11 protein-coding genes are annotated in these 17,829 nt (G+C 62.2%); 7 read left to right on the forward strand and 4 right to left on the reverse strand.

Annotation, left to right across the window (positions count from 1 at the left end; all coding sequences use genetic code 11):
- Positions 1 to 37: 37 nt before the first annotated feature.
- Together M2447_RS10190 and M2447_RS10195 are read left to right on the forward strand one after the other, a co-directional pair.
- Positions 38 to 2,374 (forward strand): cation:proton antiporter, encoded by a 2,337-nt coding sequence (locus M2447_RS10190; RefSeq protein ID WP_277558528.1) that lies wholly within the window; start codon positions 38 to 40, stop codon positions 2,372 to 2,374.
- 127 nt (positions 2,375 to 2,501) lie between these two features.
- Positions 2,502 to 3,050: a DUF3016 domain-containing protein gene (locus M2447_RS10195; protein WP_277558529.1), complete on the forward strand. Its 549-nt coding sequence runs from the start codon at positions 2,502 to 2,504 to the stop codon at positions 3,048 to 3,050.
- A gap of 228 nt (positions 3,051 to 3,278) precedes the next feature.
- Here M2447_RS10195 and M2447_RS10200 read toward each other — a convergent pair whose 3' ends face one another.
- Positions 3,279 to 5,126: a TonB-dependent receptor gene (locus M2447_RS10200; RefSeq protein WP_277558530.1), complete on the reverse strand. Its 1,848-nt coding sequence runs from the start codon at positions 5,124 to 5,126 to the stop codon at positions 3,279 to 3,281.
- A 142-nt stretch (positions 5,127 to 5,268) separates the two neighbouring features.
- The gene (locus tag M2447_RS10205) at positions 5,269 to 6,429 is read right to left on the reverse strand and encodes a cation:proton antiporter (protein ID WP_277508637.1); all 1,161 of its coding nucleotides are present in this window, start codon (positions 6,427 to 6,429) and stop codon (positions 5,269 to 5,271) included.
- A 151-nt stretch (positions 6,430 to 6,580) separates the two neighbouring features.
- On the opposite strand from M2447_RS10205, the gene M2447_RS10210 reads away from it, so the two are divergent.
- The 3 genes from M2447_RS10210 (at position 6,581) to M2447_RS10220 (ending at position 8,101) form a co-directional block, all read left to right on the forward strand.
- Entirely contained in the window at positions 6,581 to 7,042 is a 462-nt protein-coding gene (locus M2447_RS10210; RefSeq protein ID WP_277508636.1) for a nicotinamide-nucleotide amidohydrolase family protein, read from the forward strand.
- Between the two features lie 28 nt (positions 7,043 to 7,070).
- The gene (locus M2447_RS10215; RefSeq protein WP_277508635.1) at positions 7,071 to 7,349 is read left to right on the forward strand and encodes a hypothetical protein; all 279 of its coding nucleotides are present in this window, start codon (positions 7,071 to 7,073) and stop codon (positions 7,347 to 7,349) included.
- A 104-nt stretch (positions 7,350 to 7,453) separates the two neighbouring features.
- Entirely contained in the window at positions 7,454 to 8,101 is a 648-nt protein-coding gene (locus M2447_RS10220; protein ID WP_277508634.1) for a hemolysin III family protein, read from the forward strand.
- Between the two features lie 33 nt (positions 8,102 to 8,134).
- Here the strand turns inward: M2447_RS10220 and M2447_RS10225 are convergent, their stop codons facing one another.
- On the reverse strand, positions 8,135 to 13,810 hold the full coding sequence (locus M2447_RS10225; protein ID WP_277558531.1) for an autotransporter outer membrane beta-barrel domain-containing protein: 5,676 nt from the start codon (positions 13,808 to 13,810) through the stop codon (positions 8,135 to 8,137).
- A 680-nt stretch (positions 13,811 to 14,490) separates the two neighbouring features.
- Between M2447_RS10225 and M2447_RS10230 the strand changes: the two genes are divergently transcribed.
- Positions 14,491 to 15,609 carry an SDR family NAD(P)-dependent oxidoreductase gene (locus tag M2447_RS10230; RefSeq protein WP_277558532.1) on the forward strand — a complete coding sequence of 373 codons (1,119 nt, stop codon included), beginning with the start codon at positions 14,491 to 14,493 and terminating at the stop codon, positions 15,607 to 15,609.
- A gap of 40 nt (positions 15,610 to 15,649) precedes the next feature.
- Entirely contained in the window at positions 15,650 to 16,366 is a 717-nt protein-coding gene (locus M2447_RS10235; RefSeq protein WP_277558533.1) for a fructose-6-phosphate aldolase, read from the forward strand.
- A 66-nt stretch (positions 16,367 to 16,432) separates the two neighbouring features.
- Here the strand turns inward: M2447_RS10235 and M2447_RS10240 are convergent, their stop codons facing one another.
- Entirely contained in the window at positions 16,433 to 17,719 is a 1,287-nt protein-coding gene (locus M2447_RS10240; RefSeq protein ID WP_277558534.1) for a UDP-N-acetylglucosamine 1-carboxyvinyltransferase, read from the reverse strand.
- Positions 17,720 to 17,829: the final 110 nt, after the last annotated feature.

Raw genomic sequence — 17,829 nt, forward strand, 5'->3', positions numbered from 1 at the left:
TTTCACTTCTTGGGCTTCGCGATTCATCATTGGTTTCGTGCATAATACCATCATTCAGGATCTCGGGATTCTTTTGCTTGCGGCGGGGGTCGCGGGCATTGTGTGCAAGCGGTTTGGTCTGTCGGTGATTGTCGGGTATTTGATAGCGGGTATTATCATCGGGCCGCACACCTCGCCGGTTGTGTTCATTCATGACGAGGCGCGCATCAAGGAACTCTCGGAGCTGGGCCTCGTGTTCGTGATGTTTTCGATCGGGCTTGAGTTGAGTTTGTCGAAGATCGGCAGGATGGGGTTTGCGACGCTTGCGGCGACCGCGCTGGGGGCGTTTTTTATGCTGCAATTCACGCTGCTGCTCGGGTGGTTTTTGAACTGGTCGACGATGATGAGCCTGTTCGTGGCGGCGATGTTGATGGTGTCGAGCTCGGCGGTGATTTCCAAGATCATGCAGGAGCTGAAACTCCACCACGATCGCGCGGCGCAAATGGCGCTGGCCATCACGGTCGTGGAGGACGTGGTCGCGGTGATCATGCTGACGGTGCTCAGTGCGAGTGTGACTTCCGGCGACGGCGGGAGCGGCGGCGGGGTGGGCATGGTGCTCGGGGTGATGGGCGCGTTTGTGGTGCTGCTGATCATGGCGGGGCTGCTGCTCATGCCGCGCGTGCTGCGAAAGCTGGAAAAGAAAAACGATCCCGAGATCCAGACGATCATCGTCGTGGGGCTGCTGCTTTTGTGCGCGTTCCTGACTGTGAAGGCGGGCTACTCGATGGCGATGGGCGCGTTTTTGTTCGGCGCGGTCGTGGCGGAGATCAAGCAGAAGATCGCGATCGAGAAAGATTTCGGGGGAATCAAATATATTTTCAGCAGCGTGTTTTTTGTGTCGATCGGCATGTTGATCGATTTGCGGATGCTCGGCGAGGTGTGGCTGACGGTGGTGCTGTTGGGCGCGTTTTCGCTGTTTGTGCGTCCGATCGCGTGCGGGTTCGCGCTGGTGATCGTGGGCATTCCGCCAAGGCAGGCGCGGCGCGGCGGGCTGCTGCTCACGCCGCTGGGCGAGTTCACGTTTATCATTGCGCAGGCGGGCGTGACGGCGGCGATTTTGCCGGCGTCGTTTTACCCGGTGGCCGTGGGGCTTTCGATTTTGACCGTGCTGGCGACGCCGATTCTCAACCGTTTCGCGGACCCGATTTTAAATTTCGTGGACAAGGTGGAGCCGCGTTTCGTGACGCGCGCCATCGCCGCGTATCACGGCTGGTTGCAGGACATCCAGACGCGCCGTTCGGGCAGGCCGATGTTTCAGTTGATTCGCGGACGCCTGCCCACGCTGGTCATCGAAATTTTGCTGGTGAGCGGGCTGCTGATTTTTTCAGGACGGATATTGACCGAGATCGAGGCGTCGTTTGCCGACACGATAAGCCCCGAGACGCTGGGTTACATTTTCTGGTGCGTGGTGGGCGTGCTGGTGCTGATTCCGCTTGTGGCGGTGTGGCGCAATCTCTCGGCAATCGCCATGATCATCGGCGAGGGGCTCGGGGGCAGTCCCGACACGCCCGCGCGGCTGCAATCGCGCGCGCTCACCGGCGTGCTCAAGGCGACGGCGGCGGTCGGCGTGGCGTATTGGCTGTATGCGCTGCTGCCGCTCAAGACGCTGCCGGGCTGGGGCTGGGCGATCATCGGCGTCGGCGCGGTCGCGGTGATGGTCGTTTTTTCCAACAAGCTCATTTATTGGTATAGCTCTTGGGAAAGCTCCGTGCAGGAGGTGCTCGCGGAGGATTCGCGCGCGCCTTCGCAAGTGCGTGAGGAGGCGCGCGTGGCGCTCGACCGCAGCCTCGGGGAATGGGATGTGGGCCTCGACGATTGCGTGGTGCCGCGTGGCGCCGAATACACCGGCAGGACGCTCGCCGAGCTCGCGATTCCCACGCGTTTCGGCTGCTCGATTCTGGAGGTGGAGCGCAACGGCCATGTGATCACCGCGACGGACTCGGGGCTGCGCCTTTACCCGGGCGACAAGCTCCTTCTTCTCGGCCAGCAGGAGCAAATCGACAATGCGCGCGCGTTTTTCGAGCGTGTCGCCGAGGCGCAAGGCCGGTCCGTCGAGGATTCGCCGGAGGACAGCGCGGAGACCGAAGGTGTGTTTGGAGGCTCGGTGCTGGAGACGTTTGTGATGCCGGAGTGCGAGCGAGCCGGCCGGACGCTGGCGGACTTGCGCATTTCGCAGGCGACGGGCGTGCGCGTGGCGGGCATCCGCCGCGGCGCGGAGCAGATCGTGAACCCGGGCGGCGGCACGCGGTTGCTCGCGGGCGACTGCCTGCTGGTCGTCGGCACGATTGTGGAGCTGCGCGTGTTTCGCAACTGGATCGTCAGCGCCGGCGCATGAGCGGGGGCGCGTTCACACGGGCGCGCTTTTTGTCAAAAAAACTGAAATCACCACCGCCCAAACGCGGCAAATGGCGTGATCGCTTGTCTTGGCACAACACGCACGCCAGCCTGTCTGTCTCCACATCATGAAAACAAAATTACTGATCCCTTTCGTTCTCAGTTTTCTATTTGCCGCCTGCACCACGCCGTCCGAAAAAACGCAAGCCGCCGCCGACGCGAACAAGACCGTGAACGTCGTTTTTAACAACCCCGGAAAGTTTACGGACGTAAAAACCTCGTCCATGGACTCGGAAAAGGACCGGGATTTCCTTCTCGAGCAAATCAAGGAATACATTCAGGGACGCGCCCCCCGGCACATGGCCGACGGGCAGACGTTAAGCATCACTATCAACGACTTCGACATGGCGGGCGACTATGAGCCGTGGCACGGCCCGCGCGTGCAGGACATCCGCATCATCAAGGATATCTACCCGCCCCGCATCGACTTGGAGTTCAAGCTCACAGACGCGGGCGGCAACGTGCTGAGCGAAGGCACTCGTCAGTTGCGCGACCTGAACTTCATGATGATCACGCCCGGAATTTCCCCGAACGACACGTTGAGGCATGAAAAAAACCTGATCAATAACTGGCTCGGCACGGAGTTTTCGGCGATCAACAAAAAGCAATCCCGATAGTAATTTGCTGGAGTTAAGGATATTCCGCGCTTCGCTAAAAAAAGGGCAAAATCTTGGGGCAATTTTTGAGCGCAATCAGGGGCGTCGCGTCTATCTCAGCATAGTCAGCATCGTTCGGACAGGAACGATACTAGTTTGTAGTTCTTACGGTTTGCTTGGTGTTAGGTCATGAAGGCCGCCCTTAAATGGGCGGCCTTTATGCTTTTTATGCGACGCTAAATGCCTGCGCTACCATGAACACATCACGCCCGCGCACCACTGGCGGCGCGCGGCGGGCACGGCGGGCACTTCCTCGAAACCGCAATTCCACACATTGGTCGCCTGCGTGAAAAAACGCAGCCCGCGCCAGCCCGCGATTGACGGCGCGAAAAACACGCCCGCCGAGGTGAGCAACGCGTCGTCGCGCGAGTTGCGGAGCGCGTTTTCGGTTTGCAGCCGCGCCTCGTTGTCGAGGCGAATTTCCCAGCCCCGCCATGGCCGCGCGACCACCGCCACCGTAAGCCGGTGCTTCGCGTAGTTGAGCGCGTAAAAGCTCGCGTCAACCATTCCCGCCGCGTCGCCATAATCCGAATCCTTTGTCAGTGCCGTGTATCCAAAAACCAAGGCGCCCCAGCTTGCCGAGAGGCGCGCGGTCAACTCGAAGCCGAGCGTGTCCACGTCAACGGGACTTGCCGCGCGCGCGTTCGGCAGGCTTGTGCTGTAAACCCAGTCAACCAAGTCCTTGTCGCGCCGGTAAAACACCGCCGTTTCAAACGTCCACGCGCCCAGCGCGGCGCGAGCGCCAATTTCAAAGTTGTCCGCGCGCTCGCGCCCGAGCCCGGCGTTGCCGCGAAACAATCCGGCGGAGGGATTCGAATTGAGCGCGGTGTAGTTCGGCACCTGCGACGACGCGGCCCATGACGCATAAAGCCGCTCGACGAGCCTTCCGATTCCGCGAAACTCGACCGCGACCACCGGCGACCACGCCGCCCCGTCACGGTTGGTGTCGTCAAACGCCGCGCCGGCGCTAACCGTCAGCGCGCGCGAATCACCGAGCTCCCAAGTGCGCTCCGGCGCGAGCGTCAGCTTGTAATAACTGCGCGAGTTGAAACGCCCGAATGTCAGCGAGGTTGAGTCGATCTCGTCCGCGACGAACTCCGCCGCCGCGCGCCAGCGTATCCTGTTTGTGGATACAAGCGCCTCGGCGCCCGCGCTCCATGTTTCCGCCGTGTGCCAGGCGGGGCCGGTGGCGAAGACGGGATTGTGCGCGCCGGCGTCGGCGCGATTAAAAACGTAATGGTCCTCGTTTCGCCGCCACGCGCCGCCGAGCGCGAGATGGTCGCCGCCGTCGCCGATTTTTTCAACGTGGTTGAGCGCGATGAGCGTGGTTCGCAGGTCGTCAGTTTCAAAAACATTCGCGTAGGGCGTGTAGAGGTTGGGCCAGCCGATGAACTTGTCCTGTCGGCCGAAAAACAAATCCGTCTGCCCGCGCTCGCCGGCAAGCTGCGCGCGCGCGTTGTAACGCGTGAAGCGCGACTCGCCCCACGGACGCGATCCGTCCGATTCGGCCCGCGCGGCGGACACGTCGAATGCGAGCCTCCGCGCGCGCGCGCCCGTGGTTTCCGGCGCGACCCAGCCTTGATAGATTTCGCCGCGCACGGTGTCGTAATTGCCGGCGGCGAAACCCGCCATGCCGGAGGTTGTGATGCGCCGCCATTGATACGCCACGGTGCCGGCGTTCGCGTTCCAGCCGCCGAGGGCGTTTTCGGCGCCGGTCAGCACGGCGGGCGCGGTGAGCATCGCGGGCGCGATGGGGATTTCGGCGGAGTAGTGCCCGGTTTGCGGATCATGGAGCGGCGCGGCCCCGGCGCGGTAGCCGGTGTTTTCAAAAATGCCGCCGCGAATCGTCACGTCGGCCTGCGACTCGCCCATGTTGCGCGCATGCGCGTCCACCAGCGGCTCGAACGAAAGCGCCGACACGGGCATGGCAAACGCGCCCGCCGACGGCTCCTGCAACGCCACGCGCTGCGAGTAGACCGCCATGCGCGGAAGCGTGAGCACATCGTCATGCGTTCGCGGTTCTTGCGCGGACAACATCGGCGCGGAAGACGCGACAATCAAAGTGAGGATTATGTGAGATGTTTTTGATTTCACAAAACGAGCTTAACAATCAACGCGCCTGAAAAATCAAATACTAAGTGAAAAAAAGAATGTGTTCGCGCCTGTGATGGCACCGCGCTCAATGCGCGTCCGGCGCGTCACTGGGAGCCGGTTCCTTTGCGGCGGGCGGCGCTGGTAGCAGCAAAATTGACGGCACGGTCATGAACAAGCCCACCAGCAGCACCAGCGACGCCGCGCGCACGGTTGTCGGGTCCTGCACGAGCACGCCCGCGGCCAGCGCGGTGATGGTCAAGTTGGGGCACAGCAGCAGAAACGCGTTCATCCGCTCGCCCCGCTTTCCTCCCACGGGCAGTATCCAGCGTTGAATCGCCCAGCGCATTGCCAGGATGAGCGTCGCCGACCCCAGCGCGATCAACCCGGCCCACGAAACCAAATACTCCGCCGGAATCTGCAATCCCAGCGCGAAGAAAAATATCGGGATCAAAAACCGCTGGCTCACCGGCGCGATGTATGCCTCCAGCGACTGTCCTTCGTGCTCGATCCGGCTCAGGAACAAGCCGAGGAAAAACGCCGTTTTGATCGCCGACAATCCGAGCCGCTCGCCCACCGCGCACACAAGCAGCACGAACAGCACGATCAAATGCACGCGCCAGTGCATCGCCTGCTTGAGCAGATGCTCAAGGATCAACTTGATGCGGCGCGCGAACATGCTGATCAACACCAGCACCAGCACAATCCCGCCCAGTTTCAACGCCACCTCCCAAGTCGGCGCTCGCTCGTAGAAAGTCGTCTCGACCGAGAGCAGCACGATCGCGAAAATTTCCAGCGCGATCATCATCATCAGGATTTTTCGCCGCTCCTGAAAATCCAGCCCCGGATATTGTTTCCATCCCGGATGCCCCATGCCCACCGAGCACCCCGTGAACGCCGCGCAGGCGATCAGGCAGCCGATCCAGTTCAAGCCCGCCAGCCAGCCCAGCGCGAAAATCACCGGATATTGCAGCAGCGCCCACCCGAACGCCTTCGCCAGCGGGCCGCGAAACTCGCGAAACCTCGGCAGTTCGATTTCCATTCCCACTTCAAACAGCAGCAGCAGAAAGCCCACCTGGCCCGCCTGCACGAGCATCGTCTTCACCGGCCCGTCCACCAGCGGCGCGATCAACAATCCGAATACGACAAAAACCGGATACACGAGCGCCGGCCGCTTGAGCCACCGGCACAAGTCCGGCACGCCCATGAACAGCAGCAGCAGGCAAATGATGATTTCTATTTCGTTCATGCAAAAATGAGCCCCACATATTTCGGACACAGTCCGCGCATGCCAGCGGAAAGAGACGCGGCCAAAAAAGAAAAACGCAAACGCGCCCCCATGTTTTCATTGCGCCGCCGCGGCGTTGCGCGAAACACTTGCCGCCAATTCCGAAATCCGCATGCCAAACCTGAAAGACCTCATGCTTCAAAAGCGGCTCACGCTCGCCGTCGCCGAAAGCCTCACCTGCGGACATCTTCAAGCGCGCATCGGCGCGATCCCCGGAGCCTCGCGGTTTTTTCTCGGCGGGCTCACCGCCTACACGCTCGAGGAAAAGGCAAAGCTCCTTGGCGTGCCGCGCGAACTCGCCGGGCCGGTCGATTGTGTCTCAGGGGCCGTTGCTGTCGCGATGGCGCAAGGCGCGCGCTCTCTCTTCGGCGCCGGCATCGCCATCGCGACCACCGGCTATGCCGAACCCGCGCCCGCCGCCCCCGTTCCCTACGCGTGGATCGCAGTCGGGGACGGAGTCAATTTCATCTCCCGCCGCGTGGACTGTCCCGGCCTCGCGCGTGTCGCCGTGCAGGAACACATTGCCAAAATCGCCCGCGATATCTTGGTCGATTTTCTTCAATCATCCCGTTAATCCTGTCCAAAAAGTCATCCCGTCCAAAATGAAAAGTGCCTACGAACTCGCCATGGAACGCCTTGCGCAATCAGAGCCGTCAACGGCTCCGTTGAGCGACGGGCAAAAAAAACGCCTTGCTGAAATCGACAAGGTTTACGCGGGCAAAATCGCCGAGCGTGAAATCTTCCTCAAGCAAAGCCTCGCCTCCGCGCAAGCCGGGCAGAATTACGAGGAAATCGAAAAGATTCAAACGCAACTTGCCGCCGAGCGCGTCCGCCTCGAGGAGGAGCGCGAAGCCGAAAAAGACCGAGTCCGCCGCTCGTAGCGCAACGCGAGGGTTTCGCCCGGCCGGCGCCGCGAAAGCGCGCCCAATAACACGCTGTTTTTTCCAGATAGTTTGTGTATGCTCGCCGACAACTGATTCGACCAATGACCGCCACCAACATTCATCCACAATACTCGCCTGGGGAGGAACTCGCCAACATTATCACCGGCGGGCTCGGCCTGCTGCTCAGCGTGGCGGGGTTCGTCGTGCTCGTCACACTCGCCGCGGTGTATGCGGACGCGTGGGCCGTCACGGCATCGGCCATTTACGGCACGACGCTGGTGCTCGGTTACGCGTCATCGACGATTTACCACGCGGTTAAAAATCCGCGGCGCAAGCATGTGCTGCGCAAGGTCGATCACGCGGCGATTTTCACACTCATAGCGGGCACTTACACGCCGTTCATGCTCGTCAACCTGCGCGGCCCGTGGGGGTGGACGTTTTTTGGCATTGTGTGGGGGCTGGCGCTCGCGGGCATCATAATGAAATTTTGGTTCACCGGGCGGTTTATAAAACTTTCGACGGCGATCTACATTGCGATGGGCTGGCTCATCGTGATCGCCGCCAAGCCGATGATATCCGGGGTGCCGGCGGTTTCGCTCTGGCTGCTTCTGGCGGGCGGACTTTGCTACACCGGTGGCGCGCTTTTTTATATTCAGAAAAAACTGCGGTTTCACCACGCCATCTGGCATGGTTTTATACTGGCGGGCAGCATCACCCACTACCTCGCGATTTTATACGCGATGGTGTGAGCGGGCGCTTGCGCGGGCGACGACCCCGCCCGGCTACCACGCGCGGCGGTAGCCGAGGTGGATGGACCAGGGGCGCTCGTAGAGCGCGGCCTTGGCGTATTCATAATCCAAATACACCTGGCTTTTCGCGTCGATTTCATAGGCCGCGCCAATGCCGAACTCGACGCGCCAGCCGTCGTAGTCCACTTTCATGCGCCTGCCGCCGGCGGTGATTTCGCCGCCGCCGCTCGCCGTGTAAACCGCGCCGGCTTTTGCGTAGGGGTGCAGGCCGGGGGCGCGGGCGATGTCGCCGCCGAAGCGGACTTGCGCGCGGCTTTGCGAGGAGGTGAGGCTGTCAACGGCCACGCGGATCGGCTCCGCGCCGGGCGAGGTGGCGTCGTAGTCGGCGTCGCCGATGTGCACGATGGCAAATTGCGCCGAGGGTTCGACCCACCAGCCGTTGGTCGCGCGGGTGAGGCGGCGGCCAAACTCGACCGACGCGCCTTCGGAGATCGTGGTGTATTTTCCGCGCGTGATGTGGTTGTCGATGGAGCGGGCGTTGAACTCGTTTTGACGGCGGTCGAAGCGCGCGATGATGTCGGCGAACCAGCCGTCTTTGTGGAGCCATGTTGCGTAGGCGCCGCCGCCGATGGCGTTGGTGTCGCCGTCGCCGCCGCTGGAGTCGAACGAGCGGTCAATGTAGTTGATGCTGGCGAAGCCGCCGAGATACCACGCGGAGGCGCCGGTGTTTGCGGCGAGGGCCTTGTCGGCGCCGAAGGCCAGGCCGTGGGCGTATTGGTGGAAGGAGCGTCCGGTGAGTTCGAGCGCGCCGTTGAGGCGGTGAGAGCTGGCGCGGAGCCAGATGTTGCCGGAGCCGGCGGCGTCCGGGGCGGCGCGGAGGTCGCCCATGCGTTTGTGGAGCGAGTCGAGTTCGTAGTGCCAGTCCTGCCCGGCGGCGGCGGCGGTGGCGAGGATGCCGTCAACGGCGCGGCTGGGGCGGTTGCCGCTTCCGAGATACCAGGTGTTGGTCGAGGGCATGATGGCGCCGCCGTCGCCTTGCTGCACGGTGAGGGTGTAAATGCCGGACTCGGTGGTGCCGCTAAAGGTCGCGCCGGCCTGGTTCATGATGACGAGGGGGATCGCGGTGTCGGGCTGGATTTCGGAGCCGTTGGCGTTGTCGATTTCGATGCGGTGCGCGCCGGCGCTTGCTCCGACGATGGTGATTTTGTCACCGGCGGCGGCGGCGAGGTCGGTGCGCATTTCGAAGACGGCGCCGTCTCCGGCGAGGCTGTCGAGGGCGAGGACGCGGTGGTTTGCGCCGGTGGTGTTGAAGGCAATGCGCGCGTCCGGGGCGGCGGCGAGTGTTTTGAGTGTTTGGTCGAGGCCGGCGAGGTCGAGGCGGGTTTCCGATGCGAGCGAGATGGTGGCGCTTTGCGCGAGGGCGTTGGCGACGGCGAGGCGGAGCGTGCCGGCTTGGATGTCGGTGGCGCCGGAGAAGGTGTTGGCGGCGGCGAGGACGAGGTCGCCCGTGCCGGTTTTTGTGATCGCGCCGGTGGAGCCGCTGATGACGGCGGCGTGCGTGTAGTCGCCGGCGTTCTCGAAGTTGAGCGCGCCGTCGGCGGTGATTGCGGCGAGGGTGCCGCCATGGAAGACGAGCGTGCCCGCGGGCGCGATGGTGGCGGCCCCGATGACAGCGCCGCCGTTGTTGGCGAATGTGCCGCCGTTCACGACGAGCGTGGTTGCGAGGGTGCCGTCGGTTTCGTTGATGAGAAGTCCGGCGGATTGCGTGACGGCTCCGGTGACGAGTCCGGCGTTTGCCCCGAGGCCGGCGTTGAGGGTTAGCGCTGCGAGGGTGCCGGTGTTGAGGAGGGTGCCGCTGTCGATGGTGGTCGCGCCGGTGATGGCGCCGGTGTTGGCGAGGATGCCGGCGGCGGCGATGATGTCGTTGGCGATGTCGCCGGAGGTGGTGATGGTTCCCTCGCCGGTTTTGATTGTGGTGCCGGTGCCGGCGATGACTTGCGCGAGGCGGCCGCCTTCGGCGTCGGTGGCGATGTCGAGGATGAGGAACGCGGTGTTGTCGATGTCGCCCGTGCCGAGGGCGCGCGCGTTTTTGGCGACGAGGGTGCCGGCGGTGATGCGTGTGCCGCCGGAGTAGGTGTTGGTGTTGGAGAGCGCGAGGGTGCCGGTGCTTTCCATGAGGAGGCTGGCCGGGGCGTCGGGGTTGGCGTCGGCGATGCCCGCGCCGGCGAAGCTCCAACTGCCGGTGCCGGTGACGCGCATGGCGGGGTTGGCGCCGACGGGGGCGATGTAGATGGTGTCGGCGAGCGTGATGTTGTTCGCGTTGGCGGCGGCGGTGTCGTCGAAGAGGACGGCGTCGCCGTTGAGGAACTGGTCGTAGTCGGTGCCGTTGTAATTGAGATGCCAGTTGCGGTCGGCGTTGTTCCAGCCGGAGCCGCTGGAGCCGGTCCAGGTGACGAGGTGGTTGCCGGTGCTGTGGTAGTGGAAGTCGAGTTTGCCGGTGTCGGTGCTTTGGAGTTGGTGAACGTCGAGGCGGTTGTTGTCCAGGGTTTCGGTGTCGATGCCGTTGATGTGGAGGCTGAAGGTTTTCGGGTCGAATGTGCCGGTGACGCCTGTGACGCCGGCGGCGTCGAGGAGCGTGACGGTTTGGTTGCCGGCGGCGAAGCTGGTGACGGTGAGGTCAATGTTGACGCGGTCGCCGATGGCGAGGGTGCTGCCGGCGAGGGTGAGCGTGGAGGCCGAGGCGGTGTCGTCGGCGGTGACGGGCGTGCCGTCGATCGGGTGCGCGCCGGTGCCTGTGATGCTGGCGGCGTCGGCTCCGCTGAAGAGTTTCAACGTGCAGCCGGCGGCGAGCGTGATGTCGTCGGCCCGGATGGTGGCGCCGGCATAGGAGACGCCGGTGTCGTCGGGGCTCGTGCCGGTGAGGACGGCGAGGGTGGCGCCGGTGGCGAGTGCGAAGGCGTCCACCGCATCGGCGGCGGCGGGGGGCGTGCCTTGGTTGTCGAGCGTGAGCGACGCGCCGGCGTAGAGAGCGAGCGCGCCTTCGTCCACGCGGAAGATGTTGCCGGTGGTGCCGGTGAGGGTGCTTACGCCGCCGAGGCGCATTTCGCCGGCGCCGGTCTTGGTGGCGGAGATTTGCAGGGCGTTGTAGAGGTCGCTGACGGCCATGGGGTCGCGCATGTCGAGGAGCCCGTCGGCGGCGATGTTAAAGTCGATGTTGACGGCGCATGCGTCGATGGCGGCGAAGCTGAGGCCGCTGGCCGCGCCGGCGGCGGTGTTGCCCGCGTAGGTGCTGGTGTTGCCGGCGGAGACGTTGATGTAGAGGTTGGTGGTGTGGCCGGTGATGTTGGCGGCGTTGATGTGCGCGGCTCCGCCGTAGCCGCCCGCGGTGTTGTCGATGAAAGAGACGTCGGTGAGGGTAATGTTGGGAGAATTCCAGATGGTGAGCGCACCGCCGTTGCGCGCGGCGGTGTTGCCGGTGAAGAGTGTGTCGGCGATGGTGACGGAGGAGCCGCTGATACCGCTGTTGTAAACATAAACCGCGCCGCCGTGGTAGGCGCTCGTGTTGCCGGAGAAGGTGCCGGAGGTGATGTTAAGGATGGTGCGGTCGGCGGCAAAGATCGCGCCGCCGCCAGCTCCGGTGCCGGCGCTGGTGGCGGTGTTGCTGGTGAAGAGCGCGTTGGTGATGTTGATGATGTTGTCGTTTGTCGCGGCGATCGCGCCGCCTTGTTGCGCGCTGTTTTCGGAGAAGGCGATCACCGCGCCGCCGGTCGTGGTGGCGGTGAAAGTGGCGCCGGAGCCAGCTTGCATGACGCCGCCGTTGCCCGTCGCGAGCGCGGGCGCGGTGAAGGTGGTGCTGCCGGAGTGGGTTCCGGTGGTGTTGAGGGCGACGAGCGAAAACTCGCCGTCGGCGGGAGCGGCGAAGCGGGCGGAGACAGTGAGGTTTTTTCTGTCGGCAACCTCGAAGGTGCGCGATCCGGTGAGCTCGAGGGGGCCGGATTTTTGGTCGAGGACGAGCCTTGCTGTGGCGTCGGCAGTGACGCGCGCATTGCCGTAGTTGAGCGTGGTGGCCGTGAGCACGAGGCTGCTTCCGATGTTGATGGCGGAGTTGTCGGCGAGCGTGATGGTGTCGGCGCGGATGGTGCCGGTGGCGGTGACCGGGGCCGCCGCGCCGGTCGTGGTGACGCCGAGGGTGGAGAGCGTGGTGTTTGCCGCGAGCGTGAAGGTGTCCTCGACGGCGGCGGAGTCGGACGTGCTGCCCTGATTGTTGAGCGTTATGCTTGCGCCGGCGTAGAGGGCGAGCCCGCCTTCATCGACGGCAAAGTCGTTGCCGACGGTGCCGGTGAGGATGGTCGCGCCGCCGAGCCGCCAGACGCCGGAGCCGGTTTTTGTGACACCCATATAAATGCTGTCATATTTGTTGAAAAGATTGGGGCGTATCCGCATCGGGTCTTGCATGTCGAGCATGCCGCCGGCGCCGACGGTCGCCGTGAGATAAACCTTGTGGTTGCCCCAGCCGCCAAAGGCGATGCTGTTGGCGGTGCTGCCGAAGGCGTTGCCGAAATAGGTGGATGTCCTCCCCGGTGAAACTCCCACGGTGACATTGCTGACGTGGTTGCTGCGATTGGCGGCGTTGATATAGACGGCCCCCGCGGTCACGCCCAATCCGCTGGCTTTGTTGTTGGTGAAATCGACGTCGACGAGGATGGTGGTGGACGAGTTCCAAACGGTGAGCGCGCCGCCGTTGCGACCCGTGGCGCGGTTGCTCTCAAAGAGCGTGTCGCGGATCGAAACGGTGGTGTTTTCCGTGAAAATCGCGCCGCCGTTGCTGGAGGTCGTGTTTTGGAGAAAGGTGCTAGATACAATGGTCAGCGGGGTGCCTAAAGCATAGATGGCTCCGCCGCCTGTGCCGTCGACCGAGCCGCTGGTGTTATTGTTTGTGAAAACGGCGCCGGTGACATCGAGGCGCCCTTCGCTGCGGGCAAAAATGGCTCCGCCACCCTGGTATCTGGATGTGGCCCCGGCGGTGTTGTTGGCAAAGAGGCCGCCGTTGACGCTAACCGTGCCGCCTGTCGAGGCGATGGCGGCGCCGCCGAGCGATGCCTTGTTGTCGGCGAAGACGAGCCTTGCGGAATCGGTGCTGTTGACGGTGAGCGTCGCACCCATGTTCACCAGCACCGCGCCGCCGTTGCCCGTGAACGAGCCGGTGGTGACCGTGACGGTGGAGCCGGCGAGCGCGCGGAGCGTGACGGCCCGGCCGGCGTCGATACTCATGCGCTGGGTGACGGTGCGCGTGTCGAAGGCGAGGTCGGTGTCGCCCGCAAAGCGGATTGAGCCGCCGATGATGCCGGCTCCTGTGAACGCCCATGTGCCGCCGTTAAAAATGACGCCCGCGTTCGTGCCGCTTGCGCCGAGCGTCACGGCGTTTGCGATGGCGATAGTGCCGGTGGTGATCGCCGCGCCGGAGCCCGCGCGTCCGAAGACGGCCGCGTCGCCGTCCGCGAAGGCGGCCGTGGCGGCGTTGCCGGCGTGCCACCAATTAGCGTTCACGCCGGAGCCGAGCCATGTGTTTGAGTTGTCGGTGTTGTTCCAGACAAGCTCGTCCGCGCGGAGCTGCGCTTGAAGCGTGAATGCGGCGCATGCGAGAAACAGCAGTGCCCGAAGCAACCCTGTTGTGTTGAAACGATCGTGATAGTTCATTTGATTTTTCATGGTAGGGTTTTGAACATTTGCCTTGAGGGCTGTGTTTCTGCGTTAGGCGGGGACGGAAAATTGCCCTGGGTGCGTCCGGCGGCGGTCGTGAGAAAAGCCGCTGATGGCGCGTGTCATGAATGTTTAACGCGGTCTATGCATGGCGGCAAACGCGCGGCTTTTGGCGAGTCTTTAAAGAACATCCGGGAAAATACAGAAATCGCGTGTGCTGACCAGTGAATCCCGCGCCATCATCTTTGGGGTGGCCTCCGCGAACAGTATCAAATGTCGTGTTACTAAATATAAAGCAGAATATTATGAATGGATTTAATAAAGCGCCGCCGCGTTTGCATTTTTGTTTTTTATATATTTTTTGAATTTGAGGGAGGCGTCTTGGCGGGATTTTTCGGGGGCGATGCGCGCGAAAAATGAGACGTTGCGGCGCAGGTTTAGGATGCCAGCCCGGGGCGCGCCGTGAGAACGGGCGTGAGCAACCGCAGGGGTGGGCAAATGCGCGGGCTTCAGGAAACCGGACATCCTGTTGTCCCGCTCGCGTTTTGAATCGCATCGCACCCGGCATTTTGGGTTGCCTGCAAATTTCAAGTTCCCTACTGGTTTCACACTCAGTCGTGGCGCTCCCGATTCTTGGGGCGCCTTTAATTATAGAACCCGGTCCATTAAATTATAACAAACCTGCCAGCATGAAAGCAGAAGCATTCCTTGCCCAGATTCTGCGTGGTGTGATCCTCGGAAGGACACAGCGCCCCGCCAGCGTTTCGCTTGTCGTGGGCGGCATTGAGAGCCGGCCCCGCGCAATCGACATCCTGGGGGAGGATGCCGGGACAATCGCCCGCGAGATTAATGAAGCGCTGGCCGGGGAGCCCGTTCCCGTTACGCTGACACTTCGCCACCGCCAGCAGAGCTACACCTACAAAACCACGAGCGAAATTTTTGCCGAAAGCCGCGCGACGGTCGTGAAAAACCGCGTTGCCGTGGTCACGGGCGGCGCGCAGGGTTTTGGCGCGGAGATCGCGCGCGGGCTCGTCGCCGACGGCGCCATTGTTTACATCGCCGACATGAATTACGACGGCGCGTGCAAACGGGCCGAAATATTAAACAAAGAGTATAATAATGGCGGTCCGGTGGCGTTTGCCGTCGGGGTGAATGTGAGCGATGAGGACTCCGTTGCGAAGATGTGCGAGACGATCGCCCTTCAAAGCGGGGGCGTTGACCTCTGCATCAGCAACGCCGGCATCGTCAAGTCCGTGGGCAGTATAATGGAGCAGGATGTCGCCGATTTCAGGCTCGTCGCCGACGTCAATTATATCGCCTTCGCCATTGTTACAAAACACGTGGCAGGCATGATGAAAACCCAGCACGTCGCCTCCCGGGTCGCGCGAAATGATTCTCCCTGGGCGGCGGATATTATACAAATCAACTCGAAGTCCGGGCTTGAGGGCTCGAATAGAAACGCCTCTTACGCGGGGAGTAAATTCGGCGGTATTGGCTTGGTGCAGAGCTTTGCGAAGGAGCTTGTCGAATGGGGAATCAAGGTGAATGCGATTTGCCCCGGCAATTTTTTCGACACGCCGCTTTGGTCCGATCCCGAGAGGGGGCTTTTTGTGCAATATCTGCGCGCCGGCAAGGTGCCCGGCGCCAAGGGGGTCGCCGATGTGAGGGCGTTTTATGAGGCGAAGGTTCCGATGGGGCGCGGCTGCACCGGCCCCGATGTTATCCGCGCGGTCTATTATCTCGTTGAGCAACTTTACGAAACTGGACAGGCCCTGCCCGTCACCGGCGGGCAGGTTATGATAAATTGACGGTGTTTTATATAAAAAATAATAAATTCGATTAATAAAAATGAAAATCACGCGCCAAGACCCGACCGCGCCCGCCCTGGAAATTCTTTTGGACTCGGCAAACATTTCCGAGATCAGAAAATGCAATGATCTGTTTGAACTGGCGGGGGTGACCTCCAATCCCTTGATTATAAAAAACGAGGGGAAGATAAACTTTTACCCGCACTTTTCAAGGATCCGAAAAATCATCGGCAAAAACAAAACCCTGCACATCCAGACACTGGCGTCCACGGCGGACGGGATGATCGCGGAGGCGCGGGCGATCCTGGATAAAATCGACGACCGGGTTTATATAAAAATTCCGGTGACCGAGCAGGGCTTGAAGGCGATGAAACAGTTGGCCCGCGAGGGCGCGCGCATTACGGCAACGTGCATTTACACGCGCATGCAGGCATATTTGGCCATTGCCGCGGGCGCTGATTATCTGGCCCCCTATTGCAACCGGATGGAGCAGATGGGAATCGATTTCAGGGCAATCATTGCCGAGATATCCGATGTGCTGGCGCGCACCGCCTCGCCGGCAAAAATTGTCGCCGCGAGTTTTAAAAACATAACCCAGGCGACCGACGCCCTCGCCGCCGGGGCGAACACAGTCACGGTGACGTCCGACATCCTGCATTCCGCCTGTGCGTTTCCCCCGATTGACCTCGCCGTGAAGGAGTTTCATGAGGCTTGGATTTCCTCCCAAGGAAAAAATTCCAAGCTCACAACCCCGTAACAGAGAAAAAGCGTTCACTGATTGCGCGTTTCCAGCCCGGTTTGGCCAAAAATCCAAGGGGGTTGTTTATTTCCACTCCACCTCGGCGCCGAGGGTTTGGAGGTTTTCGACGAAACGCGGGTGGGCGCGACGGATGGTGTCGGCGTTTTTCACCATGCTGCGCCCCGGAATGCTCGCGGCGACCATGTAGAGCGCGATTGTGGCGCGGATGATGTAGGGGGCGTCAACAATCGCCGGACGCAGGGGTTTGCTGCCGAAGAGTGTGATGCGGTGCGGGTCGCTCACGAGGATGTGCGCGCCGAATTTCGCGAGCTCGGGGATCCACGAGAATCCGTTTTCATAGACCTTGTTCCAAAAGTGAATCGTGCCGCGGGCGCGCGTGGCGAGGGCGACCATGAGGGGGAGCAGGTCGACGGAAAAATACGGCCAGGGCGCGGCTTCGATTTTGGCGAGGAGGTTGGTGGTGTAGGGCTCCTCGATGACGAGCGACTGGTTGCGGCGGACGATGGCGGTCGTGCCTTCGTGCTCAATGGTGACGCCGAGCTTGGCAAAGGCGCGGGTGATGAGGTCGAAGTGTTGCGGCAGGGATTTTTCGACGCGGATTTCGCCGCCGGTGATCGCGCCGAGCGCGAGGAATGTGACGATTTCGTGGTAGTCGCTCGATATGCGGGCGGTGCATCCATTGAGTTTTTTGACGCCGCGCACGCGGAGCATGCTCGTGCCCGCGCCTTCGATTTGCGCGCCCATGAGGGTGAGCGCGGCGCAGAGATCCTGCACGTGGGGTTCGCTGGCGGCGTTGATGAGCGTGGACTCGCCGTCGGCGAGCGCGGCGGCCATGAGAAAGTTTTCCGTGACGGTGACGGACATGTAATCGCCCCAGTGGCGCGCGGCGCGGAAGCCGTCGGGCAGGGCGATGACGAGCGGTTCGCTTTCATCGATCACGGCGCCGAGCTTGGCGAGGATTTCGAGGTGGGGGTCGATTTCGCGGACGCCGAGCGAGCAGCCGGTGGCGTTGGCGGGGATGACGATTTTTTTGACGCGGCGCAGGAGGGCGGGGTAGAGGAGCACGGTGGAGCGCATGTCCTGCGGAAGCTCGTGGTTGACGAGTTCGTTTTTGAACGCGCCGTGGTCGAGGCGCATGGTGCCGGCGGCCTTGTCCCAGTCGATGCGCGAGCCCTGGCGCGTCATGAAGGCGACGATTTTGGCAATGTCGGTGATGTCGGGGACGTTGTGGAGCGTGACGGGTTCGTCGGTCAGCAGCGTGGCGCAGACGAGGGGGAGCGCGGAGTTTTTGTTGCCCGAGGGGATGATGGTGCCGGAGAGCGGTTTGCCGCCGTTGACGATGAGATCCATGGTGAAATTTTGGATTTTCGATTTTGGGTTTTGGATTGGGAGCTGCGGCTCCAAATTCATTTTCGCGCGGAAGCGCGCAATCGAAAATCCAAAATCGAAAATCCAAAATA

Source organism: Ereboglobus sp. PH5-10, from assembly GCF_029504735.1.
Taxonomy (GTDB): domain Bacteria; phylum Verrucomicrobiota; class Verrucomicrobiia; order Opitutales; family Opitutaceae; genus Ereboglobus.

Coding starts and splice junctions, on each gene's coding strand:
- M2447_RS10195 (WP_277558529.1), top strand. CDS start 2,502: ATGAAAACAAAATTACTGATCCCTTTCGTTCTCAGTTTTCTATTTGCC.
- M2447_RS10200 (WP_277558530.1), bottom strand. CDS start 5,126: ATGTTGTCCGCGCAAGAACCGCGAACGCATGACGATGTGCTCACGCTT.
- M2447_RS10205 (WP_277508637.1), bottom strand. CDS start 6,429: ATGAACGAAATAGAAATCATCATTTGCCTGCTGCTGCTGTTCATGGGC.
- M2447_RS10210 (WP_277508636.1), top strand. CDS start 6,581: ATGCCAAACCTGAAAGACCTCATGCTTCAAAAGCGGCTCACGCTCGCC.
- M2447_RS10215 (WP_277508635.1), top strand. CDS start 7,071: ATGAAAAGTGCCTACGAACTCGCCATGGAACGCCTTGCGCAATCAGAG.
- M2447_RS10220 (WP_277508634.1), top strand. CDS start 7,454: ATGACCGCCACCAACATTCATCCACAATACTCGCCTGGGGAGGAACTC.
- M2447_RS10225 (WP_277558531.1), bottom strand. CDS start 13,810: ATGAAAAATCAAATGAACTATCACGATCGTTTCAACACAACAGGGTTG.
- M2447_RS10230 (WP_277558532.1), top strand. CDS start 14,491: ATGAAAGCAGAAGCATTCCTTGCCCAGATTCTGCGTGGTGTGATCCTC.
- M2447_RS10235 (WP_277558533.1), top strand. CDS start 15,650: ATGAAAATCACGCGCCAAGACCCGACCGCGCCCGCCCTGGAAATTCTT.
- M2447_RS10240 (WP_277558534.1), bottom strand. CDS start 17,719: ATGGATCTCATCGTCAACGGCGGCAAACCGCTCTCCGGCACCATCATC.